Below are 14,817 nucleotides of genomic sequence, written 5' to 3'. Positions count from 1 at the left end.
GAGTAATGGAAAGATTGCCCGGGTGAGTTTACCTGATGCCTTTGGATCTTCATTGGGTTCCGGTGTTGAATATGTTTCAGCGCGCAATGAAACAGAGGCTAAGCTTGTTGTTATCTGGGAGAATGTTTTAGGGAAGTCGGGAATAGGGATCAAAGATAATTTCTTTGAATTAGGAGGACATAGTTTGAAGGCAATTCAGATGATAAATGTTATTAGAAAAGAATTTAATTATAAATTGCCTGTATCTGTACTGTATGAAAACCACACTATTGAGCTAGTAAGCAAGGCGATTGTAGTTAAAGATAATTCAAAGATATTGGTTAAAATGAATCCAAAAGGAAGTAAAAAACCTTTCTTCTTTGTTCCAACCATCATAGGAGATGTTTTTTCATTTCATGCATTATCTGAACTTCTAGGAGAAAATCAGCCATTTTATGGGTTTCAATCACCTAACCTGTATCTGTCAAAAGGTCAAACGTCATATTCTATTCCAGAAATAGCGGGGAAAATAATTTCAGAAATGCGGAAAATAGATCCGGAAGGACCTTATACAATAGGTGGATATTCATATGGAGGACTCATTGTATATGAAATATGTGCTCAGTTACAAGATCAAGGAATAAAGTTGGATGAAGTTTTCTTTATTGACTGTAAACCACCACAAGAAATTAAAACAATAGATCGTTTTGAAATAAAAGATTCTATAGTTTCTTTTTGTAATATGATTAATTTTATGAATAGTGCCAGGAATAAAGCCAACTTAGCAATAGATCTTGATAAAATAGAGAAGGAGACATTAGAAAATCAATTTTCCTATCTTTATGATAGTCTCATAAATCTTGGTTTTTTGTTTAGCAGAGAAATGTTGGAATCCTATGTCTATGAATATATGCGGAGCGTACAAAACACGATAAAATATACACCCCCTCACATTAAAATTGATGCTGGAATTAAATTAATAAAATCTTATGATAAAGGAAATGAAACAAATGATTACGGTTGGAAAGATTTCTCATATGAAAATAAATTAATGACTATAGAGATAGATTGTGACCACTTAGAACTTCTTAATAAAGAAAATATCTTAAAATATATACATATCTTAAAAAAGTAATTTAAATGAATATTATAATAACAGGAGCAAGTAGAGGAATTGGATATGATACTGTGTTAGAATTCAGTAAAAATAATAAAAACAAGATTATTGCAATATCAAGAAATATATCTGAACTGGAAAAATTAAAACAAAAATGTTATGAACAATATGAAAATAATATTCACATAATAGAATATGACATTACGGATGACCAAGCTATATTAAAACATAAATTAGAAGAATATGAAAAGATAGACATACTAATAAATAACGCAGGCTTATTAATCAATAAACCATTTTGGGATTTATCAATTGAAGACTGGCAGGAAACATTTAATGTAAATCTATTTGGTGCCGTTAAAGTTATTCAGACTGTTTTTGATAAAATAACAAAAAGCGAGTATGCTCATGTCGTAAATATAGGGAGTATGGGTGGAATAAGTGTTGCACAAAAATTTGCAGGATTATCGGCTTATTCCAGTAGCAAAGCAGCTTTAGGGAATCTTACAGAATGTTTAGCGGAAGAATTTAAAGATCATAATGTATCTGTTAATTGTATCTGTTTGGGAGCAGTAAATACGGAGATGCTAAGATTGGCTTTTCCTGATTGTACAGATTCTTTTAAAAGTGAAGATATAGCAAGATTTATTTGCGATTTTTCATCTAATTATGCAAAATTATTTAATGGGAAGATTATTCCAATTTCATCTTCTACTCCATAAAAAAGATTATAAGTATTAAAATATGAAAGTTAAAGTTTCAAGACGGGCAACATTTAATGCTGCCCATCGATTACATAACAATTCGTGGACTGAGACAAAAAATAAAGAAATATTTGGAAAATGTAATAATCCATATTTTCATGGACATAATTATACCCTGTTTACATCTGTGATAGGGGAAGTCTGTAAAGAAACCGGTTTTGTTATAGATTTAGGATATCTGAGTAGTTTAATCAATGAATTAATTATTGACTATTTAGATCATAAAAATTTAAATTTAGAAATCATTGAATTTCAGGATTTAAATCCAACCCTTGAAAATATGTTGATTGTTATATACAATAGATTAAGAAATAAGATTGATAAAAAATATTATCTGGAAGTTAAGCTGTTTGAAACAGAAAATAATTTCGCCGAAATATCTGATTCTGCATAAGACAATAGTTTTCTATGTTCGGATATAGCTTTTTTATTTTTTTAGAATTATTTGTATTATAAATGTTTAATTTTATTTTTGCAAAATGAATTTTTGGGATAGTTTTATTATTATGTTTTTAATAGCATTTTTAAATGTTGTTTTATATATAATATTTAAAAGGTATTTTTATGGTAAGCCTGATGCAGGAATGAAGTTTCTTACAATGAATATTGGTAAAGATATTTTTTGGCTTATAACTTCTTTAATAATAATCGATAAAACGAGAGAGAATTTTCTCCTAATTGTCATTTGCTTTGTTATTGGCTCATTCCTTATATATTTATCCATAATAAAACTCATTAACAAGTCTTGATTTTTTTGATGATAAAAATCAATTTTTAATATTGGTAAAGTTTAATAAAATCGATATATTTGCACACGATTAAAAAAGAGATATGAACAGAAAGATTTCTTCATTATTTTTCGCATTTTTATTTGTGTTTATTAGCGGTTTTGCTACTGCACAACATGATTCTGAAGGTGAAAAATCCGCTGAAAAAGTAGAGCACAAAGAAGATGGTGACAAATTCAATGCTACAAAAATGATCATGGAACACATTGGTGATTCTAATGAATGGCATTTATGGACTACAAAAGACGATAACGGTGAAGAACACCATGTTTCTATTCCATTACCCGTGATTATTAAAGATAACGAAGGGTTGCATACTTTTCTTTCAAGCAGTATCGCCCATGGTCATGAACACGATGGATATACATTAAAAGAAGGGCAAGTAGTTTCTACTAAAGGAATTGAAAAAGCAACTTTATTTTCAATTATCAGTGGGAAACAAAAATCGAACGAAGTATTTTTTGATCTTTCAATTACTAAAAATGCAGCTTCAATGTTATTGTCAGTAATTTTTATGGCAATTATATTTATAGGAATGGCAAGAAACTATAAAAAGTCTCAATTACCAAGAGGAGCTGGGAAATTATTAGAGCCAGTAATTGTATTTATAAGAGATGAAGTGGCTATTCCAAACATCGGATCTGTTAAATATAAAAGATATATGCCTTATTTATTAACTGCATTCTTCTTTATTTGGTTTAACAACTTATTTGGGTTAATTCCTTTCTTTCCTTTTGGAGCAAACCTTACAGGAAATATTGCAATCACTGCAGTTTTAGCAATCATTACATTATTAATTACATTATTTAGTGCTAATAAAGATTATTGGAAACACATCTTTATGCCACCGGTTCCTATCTTATTGTATCCTATTATGGTTCCAATCGAGATTATCGGGATCTTTACAAAGCCTTTCGCTTTGATGATGCGACTTTTCGCTAACGTTACAGCAGGACATATTATGATTTTGGCGATTATTTCATTGATCTTCATTTTCAAGTCTCCGTTCTTAGGATTTGCGTCTGTACCATTAGCATTATTTGTTTCCGTATTGGAGTTATTAGTAGCAGCATTGCAAGCATATATCTTCACTGTATTATCAGCCTTATTTATTGGTATTGCAGTTGCAGAGCACGAGCATGAGCATGGTCACGAAGAACATGCACATTAATTTAAAAGAAAAATATTAAAATAATTTTTAACTAATATAATTTATTTATTATGGACATGTCAACTGGAGCAGGTTTAGTTTACGTAGGTATCGGTTTAGCAGTACTAGGTGTAGGTCTAGGTATCGGTAAAATCGGAGGTCACGCAATGGATGCTATCGCTAGACAGCCAGAGCAAGCTGGTAAGATTCAAGGAGCAATGCTTATTGCTGCTGGTCTTATTGAAGGTGCTGGTCTTATCGCGATTATCTTTGGTGCTTTCATCAAGTAATCTATCCTCAAAAAACATTCTTAGCAGTGAAGCGATTGGCTGCTGCTAAGAATTTTAAAAACAATCCATAAAATAACACTTAAAAAAGAATTTACAGATATGGGAATTATTGAACCTGGAATTGGACTTTTGTTTTGGATGACCCTTACTTTTGTTATCCTATTGTTTCTTCTTGCTAAATATGCTTGGAAACCAATCGTTAATGCAGTAAATGACAGAGAAACTTCTATCGTTGATGCATTAAACCAAGCTAAATTGGCTAAAAAAGAAATGGAAGAACTTAAAGCCGATAACGAAAGAATTATTCGTGAAGCTAAAATCGAAAGAGATGCTATCCTTAAAGAAGCCAGAGAAATTAAAGATAGAATCGTAGGTGAAGCTAAAGATGCTGCTAAAAGCGAAGGAGATAAAATCATTGAAGCAGCTAAGCAAACTATCCAAACTGAGAAAAATGCTGCAATGGCAGACATCAAAACTCAAATCGGTGTTTTATCTGTAAACATCGCTGAATCTATCCTTAAGCAGAAGTTGGATAACAACGAAGCTCAAAATGAATTAGTTCAAAATTATTTAAACAAATCTAACCTTAACTAAGAATGCTTACATCTAAAGTAGCTAAAAGATACGCACAGGGATTGCTTGACTTCACCAATGAATCAGGCCAGACAGCTGCTGTATTTTCTGAAATGAAAGATGTAGTTAAGATCATGTCTCAATCTGTAGATTTAAACAAGTTCTTTCTTACACCTTACATTGATGCAAAAAAGAAAATAGAGGTAGCAGACCAGATCTTTAAAAGTTTGTCGGTTTCTTCACAGAACCTGATCAGATTAGTGATCAAGCACGGGCGTGAAAACCAACTGAAGAATATCGCTCAGGAGTTCATCAATAAAGTAGAGGATATCAACGGTGTTCAGAGAATTACTCTTACTACAGCGACTCAGCTTTCTAAGGAGAACATTGATCAGATCCTGAGATCTACCCATCTGATAAAAGCAGATTCAAACTTTGACCTTAAAGTAAACGTAAAGCCTGAAATTTTAGGAGGTTATATTTTAAGAGTAGGAGACCAGCAGATCGATGCATCTGTGAAAACTAAATTGGGTCAGATTAAAAAAGATTTTCAATTAAACTAATATGAAAAAGGTCTTATATATATCAATGCTTGCTTTTTCTTGTCTGGCTTTTGGACAGAAAGTGAAAATAAAGAAAGATAAAGTGTTTATTGACGATAAGGAAACCTATCATATTGAGACTAATAATTATAACTTTATCCTGTCTGATGTAAAAGATAACGGAATTGTTTCAGTACTGGGTTCAACCTATGAAGTACGTAAAACACCTCCAATTTATCCCAATGAATCTCCTTACTGGACTAAAATCATTTATACCGTAAGATTTTTAAAAAACAATAAGGAATTGGTTACTGATTTATCAGATAAAGATATCATTAAAAATATTTACAAGTCAGGTATATTCGATGAAAATGGAAATGCTGATGAAGCAAAGATCGACTTGTTTATAGCAAAGTATTCTAACGAAGATCTAAAAATTAAACTTTTTAAATAAGAAAAAACAACCATATAATGGCAGAAATAAATCCGGCAGAAGTATCTGCGATCTTAAAACAACAGTTGGCCAACTTCGACACTCAATCCAACGTTGAGGAAGTAGGTACAGTTTTAACCATCGGTGATGGTATTGCTCGTGTATACGGGTTAGAAAATGTACAGTACGGTGAGTTGGTAAAATTTGCTAGTGATGTAGAAGGTATTGTACTTAACCTTGAAGAAGACAACGTAGGTGTTGCTTTACTTGGTGAAAGTAAATTAGTAAAAGAAGGAGATACAGTAAGAAGAACAAACAGAATCTCTTCTATCAAAGTAGGAGAAGGTATGTTAGGTAGAGTAGTAGATACTCTAGGTAATCCAATAGATGGTAAAGGACCAATCGAAGGAGAACTTTACGAAATGCCATTGGAAAGAAAAGCTCCTGGAGTTATCTTCAGACAGCCGGTAACTGAACCTTTACAAACAGGTATCGTTGCGATTGACTCTATGATCCCTGTAGGAAGAGGACAGAGAGAGCTTATCATTGGTGACAGACAGACAGGTAAAACTACTGTTGCGATCGATACGATCATCAACCAGAGAGAATTTTTTGATGCAGGACAGCCTGTATATTGTATATATGTTGCTATCGGTCAGAAAGCTTCTACTGTAGCACAAATCGTTAAAACCCTTTCTGATAAAGGAGCTTTAGCATATACTGTAATTGTTGCGGCTAACGCATCAGATCCAGTTCCAATGCAGGTATATTCTGCAATGGCAGGAGCATCTATCGGTGAGTTCTTCAGAGACTCTGGTAGACCAGCATTGATCGTTTATGATGATTTATCTAAACAAGCAGTAGCATACCGTGAGCTTTCTCTACTATTGAGAAGACCACCGGGCCGTGAAGCTTATCCTGGAGACGTTTTCTATCTTCACTCTAGACTATTGGAAAGAGCAGCAAAAGTTATTACTGATGACAATATCGCTAGACAGATGAATGATTTACCTGAGTCTTTAAGACCAATCGTAAAAGGAGGAGGTTCATTAACTGCCCTTCCAATTATCGAAACTCAGGCTGGTGACGTTTCTGCGTATATTCCAACAAACGTAATCTCTATTACAGATGGACAGATCTTCTTGGAGTCTGATCTATTCAACTCAGGGGTTCGTCCTGCGATCAACGTAGGGATCTCTGTATCCAGAGTAGGAGGTAACGCTCAGATCAAATCAATGAAAAAAGTGTCTGGTACTCTTAAATTAGACCAGGCTCAATATAAAGAATTGGAAGCGTTCGCTAAGTTCGGTTCTGATCTTGATGCTTCTACGTTAGCCGTTATCTCTAAAGGAGAAAGAAACGTAGAGCTTCTTAAGCAGCCGGTAAACTCTCCGCTTCCTGTAGATAGCCAAGTTGCTATGATTTATGCAGGTACAGAGAACTTAATGAGAAACGTTCCTATCAAGAAAGTAAAAGAATTCCAAATCGAATACATCGCATTCTTAAGATCTAAGCATCCTGAAACTATGGCTGCTCTTAAAGCTGGGAAAATCGACAACGATATTACAAACGTTCTTAAGCAGGCAGCTAACGATTTAGCTTCTAAATATAACTAAAATCTTCATTGTTTAAGGTTTAGAATCAAGTTTTAAACCTTAAACTTTAGACCATAAACTTTGAACCCAAATTAATGGCAAACTTAAAAGAAATACGAGGCAGAATTACGTCAATTTCATCTACGATGCAGATCACACGTGCTATGAAAATGGTTTCCGCAGCGAAACTTAAAAAAGCGCAGGATGCAATCGTAATGTTAAGACCTTACTCTGAAAAACTACAGGAAATCATCCAGAATGTAAATTCTAGCTCTGATCCTGATCAGATTTCTGTTTATGCTCAAAAAAGAGAAGTGAAAAGAATTCTTTTCATCGCTGTTACTTCAAACAGAGGTCTTGCAGGAGCTTTTAACTCTTCTATTGTAAAAGAACTGAATATTCAGTTTAAAAATAAATCTCAGTACGAAGTTGAAGTTCTTACCATTGGTAAAAAAGCTTTTGACGCTGTAAGAAAAACCCGTCAGGTCTATTCTAATGAAAGTGCTGTTTTTGATAACTTAAACTTTGATACCGTATCTCACGTTACTGAAGGAGTAATGAGCAGCTTCAAAGAAGGTAAATTTGACGAAGTTTATTTGATCTATAATAAATTCGTTAATGCTGCTACTCAGGAAGTAACCGCTGAACAGCTTCTTCCTATTTCTATGGCTGAAAAAGTTGAAGAAACTCAGGTAGAAACAGATTATATCTTTGAGCCGAACAGAAATGAAATTTTGGACAACTTGATTCCTAAAGCGATCAAAACTCAGGTTTTCAAAGCTGTTTTAGATTCAGTAGCATCTGAGCACGGCGCGAGAATGACGGCGATGCATAAAGCTACAGATAACGCACAGGAACTTAAGAATGACCTTGTGATTTTCTACAACAAAGCAAGACAGGCTGCTATTACAAACGAAATCTTAGAGATCGTTTCAGGAGCAGAAGCTTTGAAAAATTCATAAAGAATTATTTAAATATCATACTAAAGCATCGACACTGTCGGTGCTTTTTTTTGGATTAAAGTTTGGGAGAGGAAAGGTGGAAGCATGAAGTTATTTTTTTGGGTTTTAAATGCTTTTATCAGCAATCAATAATGCATTAGTTGTTCTTTGGCCTGTATAACCTCTGATCTTTCTGTATCTATATTCCTTATTCAAAAAAGATTTAAAATCGTTTTTGAGTACTCTGGAAGCCTCCGTTTTTCTGCTTCTATCCTGCATTTTAGAAAATTACATTCCCAAAATATCTTAACCCCAATACAGGTTATTTTTATTTTATCTATCTTTGTAAACTAAAATATTATACAACTTCTAAATGGACTCGGACATAGTCAGGCTTTTGCTAGCCTTATTTCTTGTTTTACTAAATGGCTTTTTCGTAGCCGCAGAATTTTCAATTGTTAAAGTTCGTTACTCACAAATCCAGTTAAAAGCCGCCGAAGGTAACTCTATGGCGAAACAGGCAGAGCATATTATCAAGCATCTTGATGAGTACCTGTCTGCAACGCAGCTTGGGATTACATTAGCATCTCTTGCGTTGGGTTGGGTAGGTGAAAGTGCGCTTCACCATGTCGTTGAAAGTATTTTCCATTCTTTGAATGTTGAATTGGCTCAAACGACGATTACCACCATTTCAGTGGTTACCAGTTTTGTTTTAATTACGGTGATGCACATTGTGTTTGGAGAACTTATTCCAAAGTCAATTGCCATCAGAAAATCGGAAGCAACTACAATGGCTACAGCAGTTCCATTGAGAGTTTTTTATACCATCTTTAAACCGTTTATCTGGTTGATGAACCTGATGTCTAATACTTTTTTAAGATTAGTAAAGATACATCCGGCTTCAGAACAGGAAATTCACTCTACCGAAGAGCTTCAGCTTTTGGTAAAACAGAGTGCAGATAGCGGTGAGATAGAAGAAGAGAACTACGAGATCATCAAAAATGCATTTGATTTTACGGATCATTCTGCAAAACAGATCATGGTTCCCAGACAGAACATTACCTCTATTGATTTTGAAGAAGATATCACTGAAATTATCAATATGATCATGGACAGCGGTTATTCCCGTATTCCTGTGTATCTGGATTCGATAGATAATGTAATTGGTATTTTTTATACAAAAGAGATTATCAGGGAATATGTTAAAAGAAAAGGAAACCTTAATCATGAGGATCTTAAAGATCTGATGCGTGATGCATTTTTCGTGGTTGGGAGCAAAAAGATTTCGGATCTCCTTAAAATATTCCAGCAAAAAAAACAGCACCTTGCCATCGTTATTGACGAATTTGGAGGAACTGAGGGGATTATTACTTTAGAGGATATTCTGGAAGAGCTGGTGGGAGAAATACAGGATGAAGAAGATGATGAAGATAAACTGGTTGATAAAATAGGCGATAATATCTATTGGGTCCAGGCTACCCAGTCATTGGATGAAATTAATGAGCATTTGCCTAAAAAACTGCCTCTTTCCGAAGAAAGTGAATACAATTCACTGGCAGGATTCATTCTTCATGAATTGGAAGATATTCCCGAAGAAAATGATGAGTTTGATCTGGAAAACTACCATTTCAAAATCCTGAAAATGAATAATAAGAGTGTAGAGCTCGTAGAATTAGTATATGAAGGCCCGAACGTACTGAGCGATCTGGCTGATAAAATAGGTGAAGTTTAAAGAGAGAGAAATGATTTTTTATAACAGCATAAAAGATTACGAAGATCCAAAACGTCAGTATGAAGAAGAAGTACTGGTTTTGGATGATACGGATGAAGTGTATAAGCTAGTTCTTCACAATGATGACATTCACACATTTGATTATGTGATCGACTGTCTGGTTGAGATCTGCAAACACACGATGGAACAGGCAGAGCAATGTACCATGCTGGTGCATTACAAAGGCAAATGCACAGTAAAAACAGGCTCACTGGATCTTTTGAAGCCTATGCATGAAAAACTGCTTTCAAGGGAATTATCAAGCGAAATAGTATAAATAGAACTCTGCCAATGGCAGAGTTTTTTATTGATGTCATAATTTATTAAAATAAGACACATTTTTCTCTCAGGATTGTTTTACTTGCATTCATCTAAAATAGTATATTTGTACCAACTATAAAGAAACAAAAAAGAATGCTTGTAATAGGAATTGCTGGAGGTACAGGATCCGGCAAAACTACAGTTGTTGACAAAATACTTCAACAGCTTGATATTGAAGGAATGAATATCCTTTCTCAGGATAATTATTATCACGACAACCCGAATCTGACATTGACCGAGAGAGAAGCGCTCAATTATGATCATCCGAAGTCGATAGATTTTGATTTAATGATAAAACATGTGAAAGCTTTAAAAAACAATGAGCCCATAGAACAGCCCATTTACAGCTTTGTAACACATTCCAGAACGGGCGACCACGTCACTGTAGAACCTAAAAATGTATTGGTAGTAGAAGGTATTCTGGTCCTTACGAATAAAGAATTACTGAAGGAATTCGATTTAAAAGTATTCGTTCATGCTGATTCCGACGAAAGACTGATCAGGAGAATCAGAAGAGATACCCAGGAAAGGGGAAGAGACCTGAGTGAAGTTCTTCACCGTTATCAGACCACTCTGAAGCCAATGCATCAGGAATTCATAGAACCATCGAAGAATGAAGCAGATTTGATCATTCCGAATATGAGACAGAATTCCGTAGCGATTGATTTTTTAACCACTGTTATTAAAAATTCGTTGAGAAAACATTAAAATGGAAGAAAACAAACTTATTAAAGACATTCAGCCGAAGTCCGAAACCTTCAAAACCATTCAGAAATATGTTCTGAATAAATACACCATTACGATCTGTATGTTTCTGGTCTGGATGATTTTCTTTGATAAAACCTCTTTCCTTGTTATTAATGAACTGAACGGCGAGATCAGCCGATATGAAGACCAGCTGGAATACTATAAAAAGGAATACGAAAAAAATGATACTTTTTATAAAAAGCTGATGAACAATAAATCGGAAAAAGAAAAATACGCGCGTGAAAATTATTTTATGAAAAAACCGGATGAAGAGATCTTCATTTTGGTGGTAGACAGTGCCAATACGGCTCAAAAATAAGAAATTTGAAAGGTGGAGAGTCAATGAGCTTCGCAGTGAAATGTCAGGAGTCAATTTTTACAATTCACGATTGACTTGCGCAGCAAAATTCACCATTCATATAAAAATTATAACAGAAATTATCAATCGTGAATTTTATAACTCACCATTAACTTGCGAAGCAAAATTCACGATTGACACCCAAACAAATAGCCAATGTCCAATACAGATATCCTTCCAAACTGGGAAAAATTAGTAAAAAAACAGCTTAAAACAGAAGATATTTATTCCATTCTAAAGAAAGAAAATTTAGAAGGAATTGATGTCCAGCCTTTTTACAGCGAAGTTCAGAAACCGCTGGCCAACCTGCCAAAAGTTGAAGAAAGCACCCATTTGGTTGCAAGATATCATGAGAGTCTGGAAGAAGACGTATTTGCATTTCTTTTAGATCAGAACGTAGAAAACCTTGAGGAGAAAACAATTTTTGTTAACAATAAAGACCTTGCCGGCCACATCAGTCCAAAAGAAGAAGATCAATATTTTTCATTGATTGATGTTTTTAATGAAAATGAATGCTTGATTGATGACCAGCTGGCCAAAGAACTTTTATCCAAAGATTTCAAAAGAAATATCTGCGTTGATATTTCACTTCACCAGAACGCCGGAGCAGCGATTTACCAGCAATTGGGAATTGCCCTGGCGAAAACAAAGGAACTTGTTGAAGTCTATGGCCCTGAAATTTTAAATAAGCTGATCTTCAGAATAGCAGTAGGAGGAAATTATTTCTTTGAAATGGCTAAACTGAGAGCTTTTAAAATAGTCTTTAATCAACTTTCCAAAGAATACGGTTTAAATGACATTCCCTACATCTTTGCCGAAACTTCTTCGAGAAATAAAGCGATTGCAGATAGTGAAAACAATCTTATCCGTTCAACGCTAGAGCTAGCTTCAGCCATGATCGCAGGAGCAGATGCTGTTTTCAGTACTAATTATCTGGTCAGTAGAAGTACGGATAATTCTGAAGAGATCTCTTTTAAGCAGCAGATTGTTCTGGCGTACGAAAGCATCATCAATGTATTTGAAGACGCATCGAATGGAAGCTATTATGTGGAAGACATTACCCGTCAGATTGCAGAAAAATCATGGGCATTGTTCATTGAGATCGAAGAAGGAGGCGGTTACCTGGAGCTGTTAAAGCAGGGAATTATTCAGAAAAAGATCTACAACCAGGCTGTTGAAGAACAGAAATGGGTGGAAGAAGGAAAAATAAAGCTGATTGGAGTTAATTTATACCCTAAATTAGACGTTAAGAGGTCAATTGACGATCTGTATAGCGAAAAAGAAATAAAGGCGGTACGTTGGGCTGAAATGTTTGAGTAATGAAAGAAAAACTGATTGATTTATTTGAATATACCTATCATTTTAATAAAGAAATGATCAAAGTTATTTCTGAAAACATCACAAAAGTAGATGAAAAAACTGTCAATCTAATCAATCATACACTGAATGCTCAGCAGATCTGGAATTCACGGATATTGGGCGAAAAATCATTCGAAGTCTGGCAGGTCAATCCTTTTGAGTCTCTTGACGGGATTAATCATCAAAATTTTCTGAAAAGCATTGATATCATTCAAAATCAGGATCTTGATACAAGAAAGGAATACTATAATTCAAGAGGTGCAAAATTTGAAAACAGTATTTTCGAAATGCTATTCCACGCTATAAACCACTCAACCTATCACAGAGGGCAGATCAATTCTCTTCTAAAGCAAAACGGCATCGAACCTTTGTTAACGGATTATATTTTTTATAAGAGATAAATTTTATTGTTGTACAGAGGTCGGTTGAGAGCTTTTTTGCTCCCACAGATTTTTTAGATAACACAGATTTTGTAGATTTGTTATAAGCGAAATTTACACAAATGACTGAAAATGAAATTAGTTTTTATATCAGGAAGTCTATATTTTCTGTTTATAATGAACTTGGACCTGGACTTTTTGAGAAAGTATATGAAAAAGTACTAGCTCATGAATTACAAAATAATGGATTGAATATTCAAACCCAGGTTGATATTCCGATTAAATTTAAGGGTATTACAATCGATTCAAGCTTTATAGCGGATATTATTGTAGAAAATAAAGTAATAATAGAAATAAAATCTATTTCTGAAATTACCAATGTTCATCATAAGCAATTATTAACGTATTTAAAATTGACAGGTTTGAAATTAGGCATATTAGTTAATTTTAATACAGATTATATTTTGATAAAAGTATAATTAGAAAAATAAATGGAGTTATAAATTAATTAATAGGCTTTAAATCTGTGGTATTTGTGTATTCCGTGGGAAATATTATAAAAAACAAAGAAATTCAAGACTATATCAATGCCAATCTAAACACAGATCTGCATGCTCAGTTATTAAAAAAATCTCCATTTCCAGACGTTTCGATGCAGGAAATCGTGCAGCAGATCAAAGGAAAGCAGACTGCTCAGAAGAAGTTTCCTTTCTTATTGAAAGAAGGGATTATCTTCCCGCCACAGCTTAATTTGGAGCAGGCATCGTCAGAAAAGACGGCAGACTATAAATCAAAGATCCTCAAAGGGAAAAAATTCATCGATCTGACCAGCGGTTTCGGAATTGATGCCTATTATTTATCTCAAAATTTTGATGAAGTTACTTTGGTAGAACAGAATCAGGAATTATTGGGTATTGTAGAACACAACTGGAATGTTTTAGGCAGAAAAGCGAAGTTTGTCAATCAGAATCTGGAAGATTTCTTACAGATCAATAAAGAACATTTCGACATTATCTATTTAGATCCGGCAAGAAGAGATCAGAACAAAAATAAAGTCTTTCTTCTGGAAGATCTTTCGCCTGACATACTTCAAATCAGGGAAAAACTGCTTCACATCGCGAACCAGATTGTTATAAAACTCTCTCCCTTGATCGATTTAAAGTACCTTATTTCAGTTTTGCAAGGTATTTTCAGGATAGAAATCATAGCCGTAAAAAACGATGTCAAAGAGGTTGTTATTTTCCTTTCCAATGAAGAAAAAGAAGGAATTACCGTTAACTGTATCAATCTTGAAAGTGAAGAATCTGCTTTTACATTTATATTTGGGGAAGAAGAAAATAGTCACGTCGTCTATTCTGAGCCCGAAAAATTTATCTATATTCCCAATAATGCGATTTTAAAAGCCGGAGTTTTTAATCTGATCTCAGAAAGATTCAAGTTGAAAAAACTCCATCCCAATAGTCATATTTATACTTCAGATCAAAAGATCAGTGATTTCCCCGGAAGAATTTTTGAAATGGAAGTTATTGAATCTAAACAGATTAAGAAGAAAGGGCAGTTCAATATCATTTCAAAGAATTACCCTTTAAAACCGGAAGATGTCAAAAAGAAATATGCCATAAAAGACGGTGGAAAGGACTATCTTATTTTTACACAATCCAAAAAAGGTAAAATTATTTTAAAATCAGTCTAAAAATGTTGCCGAAAAA

18 protein-coding genes are annotated in these 14,817 nt (G+C 34.0%); all 18 read left to right on the top strand.

Features of this window, described 5'->3' with window-relative positions; translation table 11 throughout:
- Positions 1-1,114, top strand: a 1,114-nt coding sequence (locus NZD88_RS19270; protein ID WP_259831263.1) for a thioesterase domain-containing protein, incomplete at its 5' end; no start/stop codon positions are given.
- A gap of 5 nt (positions 1,115-1,119) precedes the next feature.
- Complete coding sequence (locus NZD88_RS19265) at positions 1,120-1,818, top strand: SDR family oxidoreductase (protein WP_259831262.1); 699 nt, start codon at positions 1,120-1,122, stop codon at positions 1,816-1,818.
- A 22-nt stretch (positions 1,819-1,840) separates the two neighbouring features.
- Entirely contained in the window at positions 1,841-2,254 is a 414-nt protein-coding gene (locus NZD88_RS19260; protein WP_259831261.1) for a 6-pyruvoyl trahydropterin synthase family protein, read from the top strand.
- A gap of 437 nt (positions 2,255-2,691) precedes the next feature.
- Entirely contained in the window at positions 2,692-3,819 is a 1,128-nt protein-coding gene (gene atpB / locus NZD88_RS19255) for a F0F1 ATP synthase subunit A (protein WP_259831260.1), read from the top strand.
- A gap of 50 nt (positions 3,820-3,869) precedes the next feature.
- A complete protein-coding gene (locus tag NZD88_RS19250) occupies positions 3,870-4,088 on the top strand; it encodes an ATP synthase F0 subunit C (RefSeq protein ID WP_056031560.1) in 219 nt (72 codons plus the stop codon).
- 99 nt (positions 4,089-4,187) lie between these two features.
- Positions 4,188-4,682: a F0F1 ATP synthase subunit B gene (locus NZD88_RS19245; RefSeq protein WP_259831259.1), complete on the top strand. Its 495-nt coding sequence runs from the start codon at positions 4,188-4,190 to the stop codon at positions 4,680-4,682.
- 2 nt (positions 4,683-4,684) lie between these two features.
- Complete coding sequence (gene atpH / locus NZD88_RS19240; protein ID WP_259831258.1) at positions 4,685-5,224, top strand: ATP synthase F1 subunit delta; 540 nt, start codon at positions 4,685-4,687, stop codon at positions 5,222-5,224.
- Between the two features lies 1 nt (position 5,225).
- On the top strand, positions 5,226-5,657 hold the full coding sequence (locus NZD88_RS19235; RefSeq protein ID WP_259831257.1) for a hypothetical protein: 432 nt from the start codon (positions 5,226-5,228) through the stop codon (positions 5,655-5,657).
- Between the two features lie 17 nt (positions 5,658-5,674).
- Positions 5,675-7,252 (top strand): F0F1 ATP synthase subunit alpha, encoded by a 1,578-nt coding sequence (gene atpA / locus NZD88_RS19230; protein ID WP_259831256.1) that lies wholly within the window; start codon positions 5,675-5,677, stop codon positions 7,250-7,252.
- A 74-nt stretch (positions 7,253-7,326) separates the two neighbouring features.
- A complete protein-coding gene (gene atpG, locus NZD88_RS19225; RefSeq protein ID WP_259831255.1) occupies positions 7,327-8,193 on the top strand; it encodes an ATP synthase F1 subunit gamma in 867 nt (288 codons plus the stop codon).
- 352 nt (positions 8,194-8,545) lie between these two features.
- On the top strand, positions 8,546-9,904 hold the full coding sequence (locus NZD88_RS19220; RefSeq protein ID WP_259831254.1) for a hemolysin family protein: 1,359 nt from the start codon (positions 8,546-8,548) through the stop codon (positions 9,902-9,904).
- A gap of 10 nt (positions 9,905-9,914) precedes the next feature.
- On the top strand, positions 9,915-10,220 hold the full coding sequence (locus NZD88_RS19215; protein WP_169234728.1) for an ATP-dependent Clp protease adaptor ClpS: 306 nt from the start codon (positions 9,915-9,917) through the stop codon (positions 10,218-10,220).
- 137 nt (positions 10,221-10,357) lie between these two features.
- Positions 10,358-10,972: a uridine kinase gene (gene udk, locus NZD88_RS19210; protein WP_034745149.1), complete on the top strand. Its 615-nt coding sequence runs from the start codon at positions 10,358-10,360 to the stop codon at positions 10,970-10,972.
- A gap of 1 nt (position 10,973) precedes the next feature.
- Positions 10,974-11,330, top strand: a complete 357-nt coding sequence (locus tag NZD88_RS19205; protein WP_259831253.1) for an FtsB family cell division protein — start codon at positions 10,974-10,976, stop codon at positions 11,328-11,330.
- Positions 11,331-11,525: 195 nt separating this feature from the next.
- Positions 11,526-12,689, top strand: coding sequence for a methylmalonyl-CoA mutase family protein (locus tag NZD88_RS19200; protein WP_259831252.1), 1,164 nt, complete (start codon positions 11,526-11,528; stop codon positions 12,687-12,689).
- Positions 12,689-13,129 (top strand): DinB family protein, encoded by a 441-nt coding sequence (locus NZD88_RS19195; protein WP_259831251.1) that lies wholly within the window; start codon positions 12,689-12,691, stop codon positions 13,127-13,129. Before NZD88_RS19200 ends, NZD88_RS19195 begins: the two co-directional genes overlap by 1 nt.
- 101 nt (positions 13,130-13,230) lie before the next feature.
- Positions 13,231-13,587: a GxxExxY protein gene (locus tag NZD88_RS19190; RefSeq protein WP_341483030.1), complete on the top strand. Its 357-nt coding sequence runs from the start codon at positions 13,231-13,233 to the stop codon at positions 13,585-13,587.
- Positions 13,588-13,634: 47 nt separating this feature from the next.
- Positions 13,635-14,801, top strand: a complete 1,167-nt coding sequence (locus tag NZD88_RS19185; protein WP_259831250.1) for a class I SAM-dependent methyltransferase — start codon at positions 13,635-13,637, stop codon at positions 14,799-14,801.
- Positions 14,802-14,817: the final 16 nt, after the last annotated feature.

Source organism: Chryseobacterium pyrolae (assembly GCF_025153485.1).
Taxonomy (GTDB): Bacteria; Bacteroidota; Bacteroidia; order Flavobacteriales; family Weeksellaceae; genus Chryseobacterium; species Chryseobacterium antibioticum.
This window is presented reverse-complemented; position numbering and strand designations above follow the sequence as displayed.

What these genes read in the sequence shown, in the direction of transcription:
- NZD88_RS19205 (WP_259831253.1), top strand. Translation starts at nt 10,974, where the DNA reads ATGGAAGAAAACAAACTTATTAAAGACATTCAGCCGAAGTCCGAAACC.
- NZD88_RS19250 (WP_056031560.1), top strand. Translation starts at nt 3,870, where the DNA reads ATGGACATGTCAACTGGAGCAGGTTTAGTTTACGTAGGTATCGGTTTA.
- NZD88_RS19215 (WP_169234728.1), top strand. Translation starts at nt 9,915, where the DNA reads ATGATTTTTTATAACAGCATAAAAGATTACGAAGATCCAAAACGTCAG.
- NZD88_RS19265 (WP_259831262.1), top strand. Translation starts at nt 1,120, where the DNA reads ATGAATATTATAATAACAGGAGCAAGTAGAGGAATTGGATATGATACT.
- NZD88_RS19220 (WP_259831254.1), top strand. Translation starts at nt 8,546, where the DNA reads ATGGACTCGGACATAGTCAGGCTTTTGCTAGCCTTATTTCTTGTTTTA.
- NZD88_RS19245 (WP_259831259.1), top strand. Translation starts at nt 4,188, where the DNA reads ATGGGAATTATTGAACCTGGAATTGGACTTTTGTTTTGGATGACCCTT.
- NZD88_RS19190 (WP_341483030.1), top strand. Translation starts at nt 13,231, where the DNA reads ATGACTGAAAATGAAATTAGTTTTTATATCAGGAAGTCTATATTTTCT.
- udk (WP_034745149.1), top strand. Translation starts at nt 10,358, where the DNA reads ATGCTTGTAATAGGAATTGCTGGAGGTACAGGATCCGGCAAAACTACA.
- NZD88_RS19235 (WP_259831257.1), top strand. Translation starts at nt 5,226, where the DNA reads ATGAAAAAGGTCTTATATATATCAATGCTTGCTTTTTCTTGTCTGGCT.
- NZD88_RS19200 (WP_259831252.1), top strand. Translation starts at nt 11,526, where the DNA reads ATGTCCAATACAGATATCCTTCCAAACTGGGAAAAATTAGTAAAAAAA.
- atpH (WP_259831258.1), top strand. Translation starts at nt 4,685, where the DNA reads ATGCTTACATCTAAAGTAGCTAAAAGATACGCACAGGGATTGCTTGAC.
- atpA (WP_259831256.1), top strand. Translation starts at nt 5,675, where the DNA reads ATGGCAGAAATAAATCCGGCAGAAGTATCTGCGATCTTAAAACAACAG.
- NZD88_RS19195 (WP_259831251.1), top strand. Translation starts at nt 12,689, where the DNA reads ATGAAAGAAAAACTGATTGATTTATTTGAATATACCTATCATTTTAAT.
- NZD88_RS19260 (WP_259831261.1), top strand. Translation starts at nt 1,841, where the DNA reads ATGAAAGTTAAAGTTTCAAGACGGGCAACATTTAATGCTGCCCATCGA.
- atpG (WP_259831255.1), top strand. Translation starts at nt 7,327, where the DNA reads ATGGCAAACTTAAAAGAAATACGAGGCAGAATTACGTCAATTTCATCT.
- atpB (WP_259831260.1), top strand. Translation starts at nt 2,692, where the DNA reads ATGAACAGAAAGATTTCTTCATTATTTTTCGCATTTTTATTTGTGTTT.